Source organism: Streptomyces sp. NPDC048002 (genome assembly GCF_040653275.1).
Lineage (GTDB): Bacteria > Actinomycetota > Actinomycetes > Streptomycetales > Streptomycetaceae > Streptomyces.
In genome coordinates, this window is sequence record NZ_JBEZNL010000021.1 from 62,378 (window position 1) to 75,472 (window position 13,095).

Annotated in this window: 10 protein-coding genes; 4 read left to right on the plus strand and 6 right to left on the minus strand. The window is 73.8% G+C overall.

From position 1 onward, the window contains the following. The first annotated feature begins 105 nt into the window (after positions 1 to 105). On the plus strand, positions 106 to 1,527 hold the full coding sequence (locus AB0E07_RS24415; RefSeq protein ID WP_362255922.1) for a lipase maturation factor family protein: 1,422 nt from the start codon (positions 106 to 108) through the stop codon (positions 1,525 to 1,527). Here the strand turns inward: AB0E07_RS24415 and AB0E07_RS24420 are convergent. From AB0E07_RS24420 to AB0E07_RS24435, 4 genes are read right to left on the minus strand one after another with little or no spacing between them, the layout of a single operon-like run. Beyond that, entirely contained in the window at positions 1,515 to 2,327 is an 813-nt protein-coding gene (locus tag AB0E07_RS24420) for an amidohydrolase family protein (RefSeq protein WP_362255925.1), read from the minus strand. The genes AB0E07_RS24415 and AB0E07_RS24420 overlap by 13 nt on opposite strands. Next, entirely contained in the window at positions 2,324 to 3,286 is a 963-nt protein-coding gene (locus AB0E07_RS24425) for an aldo/keto reductase (RefSeq protein WP_362255928.1), read from the minus strand. Before AB0E07_RS24425 ends, AB0E07_RS24420 begins: the two co-directional genes overlap by 4 nt. Beyond that, a complete protein-coding gene (locus AB0E07_RS24430) occupies positions 3,283 to 4,038 on the minus strand; it encodes an SDR family oxidoreductase (RefSeq protein ID WP_362255931.1) in 756 nt (251 codons plus the stop codon). The genes AB0E07_RS24425 and AB0E07_RS24430 overlap by 4 nt, the downstream gene beginning before the upstream one ends. Then, positions 4,035 to 5,375 (minus strand): enolase C-terminal domain-like protein, encoded by a 1,341-nt coding sequence (locus AB0E07_RS24435; protein WP_362255934.1) that lies wholly within the window; start codon positions 5,373 to 5,375, stop codon positions 4,035 to 4,037. Before AB0E07_RS24435 ends, AB0E07_RS24430 begins: the two co-directional genes overlap by 4 nt. A gap of 211 nt (positions 5,376 to 5,586) precedes the next feature. Between AB0E07_RS24435 and AB0E07_RS24440 the strand changes: the two genes are divergently transcribed. Beyond that, positions 5,587 to 6,291, plus strand: coding sequence for an FCD domain-containing protein (locus AB0E07_RS24440; protein WP_362255937.1), 705 nt, complete (start codon positions 5,587 to 5,589; stop codon positions 6,289 to 6,291). Positions 6,292 to 6,301: 10 nt separating this feature from the next. On the opposite strand, the gene AB0E07_RS24445 is transcribed toward AB0E07_RS24440, so the two are convergent. Both AB0E07_RS24445 and AB0E07_RS24450 read right to left on the minus strand, forming a co-directional pair. Then, positions 6,302 to 7,432 carry a winged helix DNA-binding domain-containing protein gene (locus AB0E07_RS24445; RefSeq protein ID WP_362255940.1) on the minus strand — a complete coding sequence of 377 codons (1,131 nt, stop codon included), beginning with the start codon at positions 7,430 to 7,432 and terminating at the stop codon, positions 6,302 to 6,304. A 14-nt stretch (positions 7,433 to 7,446) separates the two neighbouring features. Then, positions 7,447 to 10,461, minus strand: coding sequence for a glycoside hydrolase family 38 C-terminal domain-containing protein (locus AB0E07_RS24450; protein WP_362255943.1), 3,015 nt, complete (start codon positions 10,459 to 10,461; stop codon positions 7,447 to 7,449). A 154-nt stretch (positions 10,462 to 10,615) separates the two neighbouring features. Between AB0E07_RS24450 and AB0E07_RS24455 the strand changes: the two genes are divergently transcribed. Then, entirely contained in the window at positions 10,616 to 11,641 is a 1,026-nt protein-coding gene (locus AB0E07_RS24455) for a prolyl oligopeptidase family serine peptidase (RefSeq protein ID WP_362255945.1), read from the plus strand. 74 nt (positions 11,642 to 11,715) lie between these two features. Further along, complete coding sequence (locus AB0E07_RS24460) at positions 11,716 to 13,065, plus strand: amidase family protein (RefSeq protein WP_362255948.1); 1,350 nt, start codon at positions 11,716 to 11,718, stop codon at positions 13,063 to 13,065. The last annotated feature ends 30 nt before the right edge of the window (positions 13,066 to 13,095 follow it).

Below are 13,095 nucleotides of genomic sequence, written 5' to 3' on the forward strand. Positions count from 1 at the left end.
TGTCTTCGTCACCCGCACGGGTCACGCAACCGGAGCGGCCGGGCACGGACGGTGACCGGGGCGGCGGGGGCCACCGCGGGACAATGGGACGAAGGAGCGCAGAGCGTGGACTGGTTCACCGCACCCGAGTACTGGCTGAGCCGGCTGGTGTTCCAGCGGGCGCTGGCCGCGGTGTACCTCGTGGCCTTCCTGACGGCGGCGCTCCAGTTCCGCCCGCTGATCGGCACCCGGGGCCTGCTGCCGGTGCCGCGCCTGCTGGAGCGGGTGCCGTTCAGGGCGGCGCCCAGCGTGTTCCACCTGCACTACTCCGACCGCTTCTTCGCGGGGTGCGCCTGGTTCGGCTGCGCGGTGTCCGCGGCACTGCTGGCGGGGCTGGACGGGCTGCTGCCGCTGTGGGGGGCCATGTTGCTGTGGCTGGTGCCCTGGGCGCTGTACCTGTCGATCGTGAACGTGGGCCGGACGTGGTACGCGTTCGGCTGGGAGTCCCTGCTGCTGGAGGTGGGTTTCCTGGCGGTGTGGCTCGGCAACGACGAGGTGGCGCCGCCCGTCGTGGTGCTGTTCCTGCTGCGCTGGGTGCTGTTCCGGGTCGAGTTCGGCGCGGGCCTGATCAAGATGCGGGGCGACGCGTGCTGGCGGAACCTCACCTGCCTCTACCACCATCACGAGACGCAGCCCATGCCCGGCCCGCTCAGCTGGTTCTTCCACCATCTGCCCCGGCCCCTGCACCGCGCCGAGGCGGCCGCGAACCACTTCACCCAACTCGTGGTGCCGTTCCTGCTGTTCACCCCGCAGCCCTTGGCCACGGCGGCAGCGGCGCTGATGATCGTGACCCAGCTGTGGCTGGTGCTGTCGGGGAACTTCTCCTGGCTGAACTGGATCACCATCGTGCTGGCGCTCTCCGCGCTGCGGCTCCCTGGCACGGCGCCCTCGGTGCCCTCGGCGCCCACGTGGTACGTGGTCGTCGTCCTCGCGGTCGGCGCGCTGCTGCTCTTCCTCGGGCACCGCCCGGTCCGCAACATGGTGTCCCGGCGGCAGGTGATGAACCGCTCCTTCGACCCGCTCCATCTGGTCAACACCTACGGCGCGTTCGGCAGCGTCAGCCGGGTCCGCCACGAGGTGGTGATCGAGGGCACCGCCGACGAGGTGCCGCGCGCCGACTCCGACTGGCGTGAGTACGAGTTCAAGGGCAAGCCGGGCGATCCGCGGCGCTGGCCGCGGCAGTTCGCTCCGTACCACCTGCGGCTGGACTGGCTGATGTGGTTCGCCGCGCTGTCACCCGGCTACGCCGGGCCCTGGTTCGGCACCCTGGTGGAGCGCCTGCTGGAGGAGGACCGGGCGACCCTGAGGCTGCTGCGCCGCTCCCCCTTCCCGCCCGGCGCGCCGCCCCGGTACATCCGCGCCCGCCTGTTCCGCTACCGGTACACGACCTGGCGGGAGTTGCGGGAGACGGGCGCCTGCTGGGAGCGGACGCCGGTGCGCGAGTACCTGCCGCCGACGCGGCTGGCGAGGCAGCCTCACAGACCGTAGACGCGTACCGCGGTCCCGTGGAGGACCGGCTCGGAGTCGGCCAGTTCCCTGGTGGCGTCCAGGACTTCGCCGTAGCGGGCGGCCTGGGTGGACACCGGCCAGTCCGAGCCGAACATCAGCCGGTCCGGGCCGAAGGCGTCCAGGGCGGTGTCCGCGTAGGGGCGCAGGCTCCGGACGGTCCAGGCGGGGCCGGCCTCGGTGAGCAGGCCGGACAGCTTGGCGACGGTGTTGGGCAGCGCGGCCAGCGCACGCAGCCCGGCCGCCCACGGCTCCGGAGCGCCCCGGGCGACCGGCGGCTTACCCAAGTGGTCCAGTACAAAGGTCAGTTCGGGCAGTCGGGCGGCGGCCTCGGCACAGGCGGGGAGCTGGTGCGGCAGGACCACGAGGTCGTAGACGAGACCGGCGTCCGCGACCGCCGACAGCCCCCGGAGCACCTCGGGGCGCAGCAGCCATCGGGGGTCCGGCTCGCCCTGCACCTGATGGCGGACGCCCTTGAGGTGCCGTCCGCCGGGGAGTTCGCGCAGACGGGCGAGTTCCTCCCCGACGCCCTCGGCCGTCAGGTCGGTCCAGCCGACCACGCCGACGACGAGGTCGTGGGCCTCGGCGAGGGCCAGCAGCTCGGGGGTCTCCTCGCGGACGGTGACGGTCTGCACGAGGACCACTCCCCCGACTCCGGCCGCGTGGGCCTCGGGGGCGAGGTCGGCGACGGAGAAGTCGCGGCGGATGGGACTGTCCCGGCCGATCCAGTCCTGGTCCCGGACGGCGAGGTCCCAGACGTGCACATGGGCGTCGACGGTCACGGCCGCTCTCCTTCGAGGAGCAGGCCGCGGTCGAGCAGTTCCTGCCAGAACGCGTCCGGCACCGGGGCGGCGAACTGCTCGGCGCAGTCGTGGACCTCCGCCGGGTGGCGCGCGCCGACCAGCACGCCGGTGACGGCCGGATGGGCGGCGCAGAAGGTCAGCGCGGCGGCGCGCAGTGTGGTGCCGTGGCGCTCGGCGGTCTCCTTCAACACCAGCGCCCGCTGGACCAGTTCGGCGGGCGCCCGCGTGTAGTCGTACCTCGCCTCCGGGCCGGGGTCGGCGAGCAGCCCGGAGTTGAAGGGGCCGCCGAGGACCACCCGGGTGCCGTGTGCCAGGGCCGCGGGCAGGAGTCGGGTGCGCGCGCTCCGGTCGAGGAGGGTGTACCGGCCCGCGCAGAGCACCACGTCGACGTCGGTGTCGTGGACGAAGCGGGCCAGCATGTCCGCCTGGTTCATCCCGGCGCCGATCGCGGCGACCACGCCTTCCGAGCGGAGCCGCTCCAGCGCCGGATAGCCCTCGCGGAAGGCCTGTTCGGCGTGGTCGTCGGGGTCGTGGAGGTAGACGAGGTCGACCCGGTCCAGGCCGAGCCGCGCCAGGCTCTCCTCCAGGGTGCGCCGGATGCCGTCGGCGGTGAAGTCCCACACCCGGCGGTGGGTGGCGGGGACGGCGAATCCGTTGGCCAGGTCGTCGCCGCCCGCCCGGGACGGTTCCAGGCGGCGGCCGACCTTCGTCGAGATCAGGTACTCCTCGCGCGGCCGCCCGCGCAGGGCCGCGCCGAGGCGGCGCTCGGAGAGTCCCAGGCCGTAGTGCGGGGCGGTGTCGAAGTAGCGGATGCCGCGCTCCCAGGCGGCGTCGACCGTCGCACGGGCCTGTTCGTCGGTGACCTCGGTGTAGAGGTTGCCGAGGGCGGCGGCGCCCAGGCCGAGCCGGGTCTTCGCACCCGGGCCGAGCGGGGTCACCCCGTCACCGGCCGCAGGCGCAGGCCCTGCATACCGCCGTCCACGGCGAGGGCGGTACCGGTGGTGGCGCCGGACGACGGGCTGGCCAAGTAGGCGATGGCGCCCGCTACTTCGGCGGCGGAGACCAGCCTCCCGGCGGGCTGGCGGGCTTCCAGGGCGGCGCGTTCGGCGGCCGGGTCGGGGGCCCGGGCGAGCAGGCGGCCGATCCACGGGGTGTCCGCCGTACCGGGGTTGACGCAGTTGACCCGCACGCCCTCCCGGAGGTGGTCGGCGGCCATGGCCAGGGTCAGTGCCTGCACGGCGCCCTTGGTCGCGCTGTACAGGGCGCGCTGCGGGAGTCCGGCGGTGGCGGCGATCGAGCAGGTGTTGACGATCGCCGCGTGGGACGAGCGGCGCAGGTGCGGGAGCGCGGCGCGGGACGCGCGGACCATGCCGAGGACGTTGACGTCGAGGACGCGGTGCCATTCGGTGTCGTCGTTGTCCTCGACGGTGCCCTGGGCGCCGACGCCGGCGTTGTTGATCAGTACGTCGAGTCCGCCGAGCGTGTCGGCGGCGGTGTCCACGGCCGCGCGCACGGCGCTGTCGTCGGTGACGTCCGCGCGGAACGCGAGCAGGGGTGGCCGTACCGGCGACGGGTCGAGGTCGAGGACGGCGACCCGGGCGCCGGCCGCGGCGAGGAGTTCGGCGGTGGCCAGGCCGATCCCGGAGGCACCGCCCGTGACCAGCGCCCTGAGTCCCTCGAAGTCGCTCATGCCGTGTGCCCCTTCCGGTCGTCGAGGTAGGCGGCCCAGAAGGCGCCGTCCGGGAACGTGTAGCGCGCGATCGACTCGGGCCGCATGGCCGCGGAGAAGCCCGGCGCGGTGGGTGCCGTGTAGTGACCATCGTGGATCTCCACGGGGTCGAGGAAGTGGTCGTGCAGATGGTCGACGTATTCGATGACCCGGTCCTCGGTGGTTCCGGTGACGGCCACGTAGTCGAACATCGACAGGTGCTGGACGAGTTCGCACAGGCCGACCCCGCCGGCGTGCGGGCAGACCGGGACACCGAACCTGGCCGCGAGCAGCAGGACGGCGAGGTTCTCGTTGACGCCGCCGACGCGGGCGGCGTCGAGCTGTACGACGTCGACGGCTCCGGCCTGGAGGAGTTGCTTGAACACGACCCGGTTGTGGGCGTGTTCGCCGGTGGCGACCCGTACCGGGGCGACAGCGGCGCGGATCGCCGCGTGGCCGAGGATGTCGTCGGGGCTGGTGGGTTCCTCGATCCAGTACGGGTCGAACTCGGCGAGTGCGCCGGTCCAGCGGATCGCCTCGACGACGTCCCAGCGCTGGTTGGCGTCGACGGCCAAGCGGATGTCGGGACCGACGGCGGCGCGGGCGGCGCGGCAGCGCCGGATGTCGTCGTCGAGGTCGGTGCCGACCTTGAGCTTGATCTGGCGGAAGCCGTCGGCCACGGCCTGGGTGGCGAGCCGGGTGAGTTTGTCGTCGTCGTAGCCGAGCCAGCCGGGGGAGGTGGTGTAGGCGGGGTAGCCGCGTCGTTCCAGCAGGCCGCGCCGCTCATCGGCGCCCGCGCGGCCTCGGCGGAGGATCTCCAGTGCCTCGGCCGGGGTGAGCGCGTCGGTGAGGTGGCGGAAGTCGATCTGGGAGACGAGCCACTCGGGGTCCGCTTCGGCGAGGAACCGCCACAGGGGCAGGCCGGCGCGTTTCGCGGCCAGGTCCCAGGCGGCGTTGACGACGGCGCCGATCGCCATGTGCATCACGCCCTTCTCCGGTCCCAGCCAGCGCAGTTGGCTGTCTCCGGTGAGGGCCCGGTACAGGGTGCCGGGGTCGGCGCCGAGTTCGTCGACGGAGCGGCCGATCACGTGTTCCCGCAGCGCGCGGATCGCGGTCACCTGGACCTCGTTGCCCCGGCCGATGGTGAAGGTGAAGCCGTGCCCCTCGTGGCCGTCGGCGGCGTCGGTGCGCAGGACGACGTAGGCCGCCGAGTAGTCGGGGTCCGGGTTCATCGCGTCGGAGCCGTCCAGCTCGCGCGAGGTGGGGAAGCGGATGTCGTAGGTGTCGACGGCGGTGACTCGGGCGGTGGTCGGGGACACGGAGTGCCTCTCGCTCGGTCGCGGGGCCGGTCCGGGGGCCGGCCCCGGCTGCGGCACGATGTCGGCATACTTATCAGACCACTCAGGCGGTACAACACCCTTGCGGTGCGCTTTTGTTGGGTTCTGAGCGTGAAGTGGTCGGACCACATCGGTGACCGTCCGCCGGTCGCGATGGCTACACTGCGGCTCACCGGGCGAGCGGAGGAAGCGCGTGGACGAGGGACCGGCCCCGCAGCGGGGCACCGTGACGCAGCGCGCCGTCGAGGAGATCAAGGCGATGATCGCCGAGGGGACGCTGGAGCCGGGCCAGCGGCTGCCGACCGAACGGGATCTCGCGGCGCGGCTCGGCATCTCCCGCAGTTCGATGCGCGAGGCGATCCGGGCGCTGACGGTGCTGGGGGTGCTGGAGGCCCGGCACGGCTCGGGCGTCTACGTCACCCGGCTGGAGGCGGGCGACCTCCTGGAGAGCTTCGGCGTGGTCGCCGAACTCGCCCGGGGGGAGCGGCTGGTGGAGCTGCTGGAGGTGCGGCGGGTGCTGGAGTCGACGGCGGCCGCGCTGGCCGCGGCCCGGATCACCCCGGTACAACTGAGCGAGGTGGAGCGGCACTTGGAGGCGATGGGCGCCACCGACGACCCGGACGAGATCCTCGCCCACGACCTCGCCTTCCACCGCGTGGTCGCGACCGCCGCCGGCAACGGGACAATGGCGGCCCTGCTGGAGGGCCTGTCCTCGCGCACCTTCCGGGCGCGGGTCCGGCGCGGCCACGAGGAGGAGGACGCGTTCGCCCGCACCCGCCGTGAGCACGCCGCCATCCACCGTGCCCTGGCCGCCCGCGACCCGGAAGCGGCCCGCGCCGCGGCGGCCGCGCACGTGGGCGAGGTGGAGCACTGGCTACGGACCCGGCAGGGGGCCTGACCCCAGCGGGTCAGGCCGGCAGGACGCGGACCTCGGCGCCGGTCAGCTTCTTCCACCAGTGGCCGTACCGGCCGTAGACGCCCGGCTCGCGGTCCGCCAGGAGTGCCGTCAGGGACTCCGCCTCCGCCGCCAGCCCCTCCCAGTCCGCCGCGGAGAGCGGGTGGAACGCCGTCGCCTCGATGCCGCCCTCGACCGGGCGCCACACCCCGGCCACCCGGCCGTCCACCAGCAGCGTCGGCAGCACGTCACCGTTGACCCGGGTCACCGGGGCACGGTACTCGGGCGGGATCACCCGGCCGCGGTCGGCGTGGGCCAGCAGCACGCTGTCCCACATGGCCATCAGCCGTGGCGGCGCCGGGGTGTCCTCGCTCGGGCGCGGGGCGCCCGGCAGGTCGTACAGGACCGTGCCGTCGGGGCCGGTCAGCTCCTCCAGGGAGTCCGCGAGCGCGCGCACCGCCGTGCGGACCCGGCCGCGCTGCACGGTGGCGAACTGGGCCATGTCGGCCACCGAGGCCGGCCCGAATGCCGCCAGGTACCGCGGCACCAGGGCCCGCAGCGCCTCCTCGGGCCCGCCGGGGTACCGGTCCCCGGGTCCGGCGCGGTACGCCGGTGACGTGCCGAAGGACCACGGCGGTCCGGTCACCGCGTGCACCAGCGGCGCGTAGGAGCGCATCCCCCACCAGGCGCCGTCCTGCCGCTCCGCGCCGACGCGTGCGCCGAGCCACGCCGTCAGCTCGCCGTTGGACCGCGGCTGTTCGGCGAACTCCAGCAGCCCAGGCTCCAGTTCGCCGGCGTCCGCGGGAGTGAGTCCGGCGGCGGCGAACCGCGAGCCGAGCCGGGAGGCGTGCAGCGTGGGCCGCATCGCCTCCCGGAGCAGCGGATAGTCGTCGCGGTGCACGGCGTGCAGGGTGATCCGCAGCAGCGTCGCCTTCAGCAGGGTGCCGTCGGCGAAGGCCGCGTCCAGATCGGCGGGCGCGAACCCGGCGATCCGGTTCCACAGGGCGAGATACGGCGACGCGGGCTGCTGCGCCTGGAGCGCCGGCAGCCGCCGTACCGCCTCGGCTGCCTCCAGCGGCTCCCGGCGCAGCAGCAGTTGGCGGCCGAGGGTGGCCCGGTTCAGTTCCCGCACGCTGATCTTCATGCGGGGATTGTGCGTCACTCCCTGCGCAGCCGCAGCGTCATCAGCTGGAAGGGACGCAGCCGTACGGCGATCGTGTCTCCCTCGCACTCCACCGTGCCGTCCGGCAGCGGGCGCTCCAGCAGGTCGGTGGCGACGGCGCCCGCCACCGCGAACCCGGCGGTGAGGGTCGTGCGGACCCGGCCGCCGTGCGCCTCGTGGCAGCGGACGACGACATCGCCGCTGCCGTCGTCGGCGAGCTTGACCGCGGTGACGACGACCGCGTCGCTGTCGACGCCGACCAGCGGGGCGACCTCCGCCGCCCCCATACGGGCCCGCTCGGGCAGGTTGATCCGCCAGCCCTCGCGGACCGCGTCGCCGATGCCCGCGCCCGGCACCAGGGCATGCCGGAAGCGGTGCACGCCCTGGTCGGTCTCGGGGTCGGGGAAGCGCGGCGCGCGCAGCAGGGACACCCGGACCGTGGTGGTGGTGCCGTGGTCGCCGTCGGTGCGGACCGTGCGGGTGACGTCGTGGCCGTAGGTGGAGTCGTTGACGACCGCCACGCCCCAGCCCGGCTCCTCCAGGTGCACGAACCGGTGGTTGCACGCCTCGAACTTGGCCGCCTCCCACGAGGTGTTGGTGTGCGTGGGCCGGTGCACGTGCCCGAACTGGGTCTCGGAGGCGTACCGTTCGGCGTGCGCGTCGAGCGGGAAGGCGAGTTTGAGGAACTTCTCCGTCTCGTGCCAGTCCACCTCCGTGTCCACCACCAGCCGTCGCTCACCCGGCGGGAGGGACAGCACCTGGGTGACCCGGGAGGCGCCGAAGGACCGCGTGATCCGCACCCCGTCGTCGCCGTCCGGGGCGATCTCGTCGACGTCGGTCAGATCGGTGACGGTGTTGCGGTAGAACGCGTCGACGTCCCAGGCGTCCCACATGTTGGGGAAGTCGGGGTGGAGCTGGAGCAGGTTCGCGGCGAGACCGGGGGCGACGGTCTCCCGGTCGGCGGCGGCGTCGTGGACGGAGACGACCAGGCCCCGCCCGTCGATCTCGACCCGGAGCAGCCCGTTGTCCAGCACGTGCCCTCCCCCGTGCCGGGCGGTGACGGAGGTCCGGCCGCCGGAGACGGGGGTGCGCGCGCCGCCCGCCGGGACGCCGTCGCGGGTGTGCGGTGCCGAGTTGAACACGAGCGGGGTGGAGCCCTCACCGGCCAGGGCGCGCTGCGCCGCGTCGACGATGCCCTCCAGTTCGCCGGTCAGCCGCTCGTAGGTCGCCCGTGCCTCCCGGTGCACCCAGGCGATGGACGAGCCGGGCAGGATGTCGTGGAACTGGTGGAGCAGCACCGTCTTCCAGATGCGGTCCAACTCCTCGTACGGGTAGGGGAATCCGGTCCGTACGGCGGCGGTCGCCGCCCACAGTTCGGCCTCGCGCAGGAGGTGTTCGCAGCGCCGGTTGCCCTGCTTGGTGCGGGCCTGGCTGGTGAGGGTGGCGCGGTGCAGTTCGAGGTACAGCTCGCCGACCCAGACCGGCGGGTTCGGGTACTCGGTCTCGGCCTTGGCGAAGAACTCCGCCGGGGTCTCCCACACCACGGTGGCGGAGCCTTCGAGATCGCGCAGGCGGGCCGCCTTGGCGATGGTCTCCCGGGTGGTGCCGCCACCTCCGTCGCCCCAGCCGGTGGGCGCGAGGGAGTGCCGGGCCGCGCCCTTGTCCCTGAAGTTGCTGGCCGCGTGGGCGAGTTCGGCTCCCGTCATGGCGCAGTTGTAGGTGTCGACGGGCGGGAAGTGGGTGAAGATCCGGCTGCCGTCGATGCCTTCCCAGGTGAAGGTGTGGTGGGGGAACCGGTTCGTGCGGGACCAGGAGATCTTCTGGGTCAGCAGCCATTTGGCGCCGGCCGCCCGGATGATCTGCGGGAGTCCGGCGGCGAAGCCGAAGGTGTCGGGAAGCCACACCTCCTCGTTCTCGATGCCGAACTCGTCGAGGAAGAAGCGCTTGCCGTGCACGAACTGCCGGGCCATCGCCTCCGAGCCCGGCATGTTGGTGTCGGACTCCACCCACATCCCGCCGGTCGGCACGAACCGTCCGTCCGCGACCGCCTTGCGCACCCGCGCCCACACCTCGGGCCGGTGCTCCTTGACCCACGCCCACTGCTGGGCCTGGGACATGGCGAAGACGAACTCCGGCTCCTCGTCGAGGAGCGCGGTCATGCTGGCGGTGGTCCGGGCCACCTTGCGGACCGTCTCGCGCAGCGGCCACAGCCACGCCGAGTCGATGTGGGCGTGGCCGACGGCGCTGACACGGTGGGCGGAGGGCGCGGCGGGCTCGGACAGCACGGTCTCCAGCCGGGCCCGCGCCTGGGCGGCGGTGCCGCCCACGTCCTGAAGGTCGACGGCGTCCAGCGCCTTCTCCACCGAGCGGAGGATCTCCCAGCGGCGCGCGGAGTCCACGGGCAGTTCGGCCATCAGCTCGCCGAGCACCTCCAGGTCGATCACCAGCTCCCACACCGTCTCGTCGAGGACGGCGAGGTCCATGCGGGTGAGGGTGTACTGCGGTGCGCTGCCCGCGGTGTCCTTGTCGCCCAACTGCGTGGGCCGGAAGGGGTGGTGGTCGAGGATGACCGGGTTCGACGCGGCCTCGATGTGCAGCCGGACCTCCTCGCCGCCCTCGACGGGGGCGCCGATCCGCACCCACTGGTTGCGCGGGTTGAGGCCCTTCACCGGGGTGCCGTCGGGCCGGTAGACCAGGCCCTCGCACTGGAAGCCGGGCATGCTCTCGTCGAAGCCGAGGTCGAGGACGGCCTCCACGGTCCGCCCCGCCCATACCTCGGGGACGGTGCCGGTCACCCGGAACCAGCTGGTGCCCCAGGGCGCTCCCCAGCGGGCGCCCACCGCGATCGGACCGGGTTCGGCCGCCAGCCCCTCGGCGACCGGGACGGGCTCCCCGGGCGCGTGCCACACCGCCACGTCGAGGGGAACGGACTCGGGGTACACGGCGGGGCGGATGCGTTCGTCGAGGACACGCTTGAGGCGGGCTTCGACCAGGTTGCGGTCGTCATGCATGAGGGCGCTCCGTAGGTCGTCCGGGCGGGGGGTGGATACCGGGAGGGGTCACGGTCGCTGTTTCCGGTGTGGTCTACACCTCCCCAGGGGCACCTGCTCCGAACCGCACGGCGAGGTCGGCGCGGAGTGCCGCCCGGCGGGGGACAATGGGCTCATGCGGCTGCGCGCGTTGGCCTGTGCCGCCGCCGGGCTGGCGCTGCTTCTGGGGGCCGGATGCACCGGCGGCGGGGACGAGAGCGCCCGGGACACCCCGTCGGCGAGCCCGAGCCCCCGTACGAGCACGCCCTCCCCCACGCCCACCCCGGAGCCGGTGGACCCGGTGTCGATCCAGGCCCTGATCCAGCGCGAGCACCGCGGTTCCGGCCTGCGCCTCGGTACGGTCCTGGCCCGCACCGACGCGTACACCTCGTACGCGGTGACGTACGAGAGCGACGGGCTGACGATCTCCGGGCTGATGAACGTCCCCTCGGGCAAGGGTCCGTTCCCGGCGCTGGTGCTCGCGCACGGGTACATCGACCCGGCCGTGTACACCACCGGCCGCGGCCTGGCCCGGGAGCAGGACCGGCTGGCCCGCGAGGGATACGTCGTGCTGCACACCGACTACCGCAACCACGCCCGCTCCGACGACGACCCGGACAACGACGTGGGGCTGCGCCTGGGTTACACCTCCGACGTGATCGGCGCCGTGCTGGCGCTGCGCGGCTCCGGCCGGCCGGAGATCGACGGCGACCGGATCGGGCTGCTCGGGCGTTCCATGGGCGGCGGGGTGGTGTACAACACGCTGGTGGTGGCGCCGGGTCTGGTCGACGCGGCGGTGGTCTTCGCACCGGTCAGCGGCAGGCCGCAGGACAATATCGACCGGTTCCAGCGTTCCGAGGGCGATCCGCTCGCCGCCGAGATCGACGCCGCGCACGGTACGCCCGAGGAGGACCCGGAGTTCTGGCGCGACGTCTCGCCGCTGACCTTCGTGGACCGGGTGACCGAGCCGCTGCTGATCCACCACGGCACCGCCGACGACACCTGTCCGCTCGCCTGGACCAGGCGGACGGTCGCCGCGTTCGAGGGCGCCGGGAAGGACGTGGAGCTGCGCCTCTACCAGGGCGAGGGCCACACCTTCGGACCCCGCTGGCCGGACTCGATGGAGGCGACGACGGCGTTCTTCGAACGGCATCTGCGCTGATCCGCACTCTCGACGCGGGGCGCGCGGGAGGGCAGAGTTCTCCTCGACGTACGCGCGAGTAATGAGGAGCCCCCGTGACCAGCTGGGCCGGCCGGACCGCCGCCGAGATATCCGCCGCCGTACGGGAGAAGCGGGCCACGCCCCGCGAGGTGGTGGCCGAGCACCTCACCCGGATCGAGCGGCTGGACGGCCGCGTCGGCGCCTTCCGCGCGGTGCGGGCCGAGGCGGCGCTCGCCGAGGCCGAGGCCGTGGGTGCCCGTGGCGACCTGACCGAACTGCCGCTCGCCGGGGTGCCGGTGGCGGTCAAGGACAACCTCGCGGTGGCCGGTGAGTCGCTCCGGGTGGGGTCGGCCGCGACCTCGGAGGCGCCCGTCCCGGAGGACCATGTCACGGTGGCCCGGCTGCGCGCGGCGGGCGCGGTCGTGGTGGGGCTGACGAACGTGCCGGAGCTGTGCGTGTTCGGGACCACGGACGGGGTGCACGGCACCGCCCGCAATCCGTGGGACCTCTCGCGTTCGGCGGGCGGCTCGTCGGGCGGCAGCGCGGCGGCCGTCGCCGCGGGGCTGGTGCCGGTCGCGCTCGGCAACGACGGCATGGGCTCGCTGCGCATCCCGGCGGCCAACTGCGGCCTGGTGACGCTCAAGCCGGGGCACGGCGTGGTCCCGGCGGGCATCGGCGAGGGCGACTGGTTCGGCATGTCGGAGAACGGGCCGCTGGCCACGACGGTCGAGGACGTGCGGCTGCTGCTGTCGGTGCTGGCGGACGCGGAGCTGCCCGAGGGCGCGCCGCCGGGCGGTCTGCGGGTCGCGGTGTCGCTGCGCAGCCCGATCGCGGGGACCCCGGTGAGCGGCCCGTACCGGGCGGCGGCGCGGGAGACCGCGGGGCTGCTGATCAAGGCCGGTCACCGGGTGCGGCGCGCCGATCCGCCGTATCCGCTGTCCCTGAGCCTGACTTCGCTCGCGCACTGGACCGCGGGCACCGCGGTCGACGCGCGGGAGCTGGACCGGAACCGGCTGCACCGCCGTACCCGGGTGCACGCCGCGCTGGGCCGGCGCTTCGAGGGCCGGGTCGGCCGGGGCACGGCCCGCGAGCAACTGCGGCGCCGGCTAGCCCCGTTCTTCGAGGAGTACGACGTCCTGGTCACGCCCGCGCTGGCCCGCCGGTCCCCCGAGGCGGCGCCCTGGCACGAGCGCGGCTGGCTGCGCAACCTGCTCGCGAACACCACGTACTCGCCGTTCACCCCGCCCTGGAACCTCACCGGGTGGCCCGCCATGGCGGTGCCCGCGGGCACGCTGCCCTCCGGCGCGCCCTGCGCCGTGCAGCTCGTGGGGCGGCCCGGTTCCGAGTCCGTCCTGCTGGACCTGGCGGCCCAGTTGGAGCGGGTACGCCCGTGGCCGCGGACGGCACCGCTCGACGGGGAGTGACAGTCGGCGGAGACCGTCAGGGGCCGCCGG

What these genes read in the sequence shown, in the direction of transcription:
- AB0E07_RS24450 (WP_362255943.1), bottom strand. Translation starts at nt 10,461, where the DNA reads ATGCATGACGACCGCAACCTGGTCGAAGCCCGCCTCAAGCGTGTCCTC.
- AB0E07_RS24455 (WP_362255945.1), top strand. Translation starts at nt 10,616, where the DNA reads ATGCGGCTGCGCGCGTTGGCCTGTGCCGCCGCCGGGCTGGCGCTGCTT.
- AB0E07_RS24430 (WP_362255931.1), bottom strand. Translation starts at nt 4,038, where the DNA reads ATGAGCGACTTCGAGGGACTCAGGGCGCTGGTCACGGGCGGTGCCTCC.
- AB0E07_RS24445 (WP_362255940.1), bottom strand. Translation starts at nt 7,432, where the DNA reads ATGAAGATCAGCGTGCGGGAACTGAACCGGGCCACCCTCGGCCGCCAA.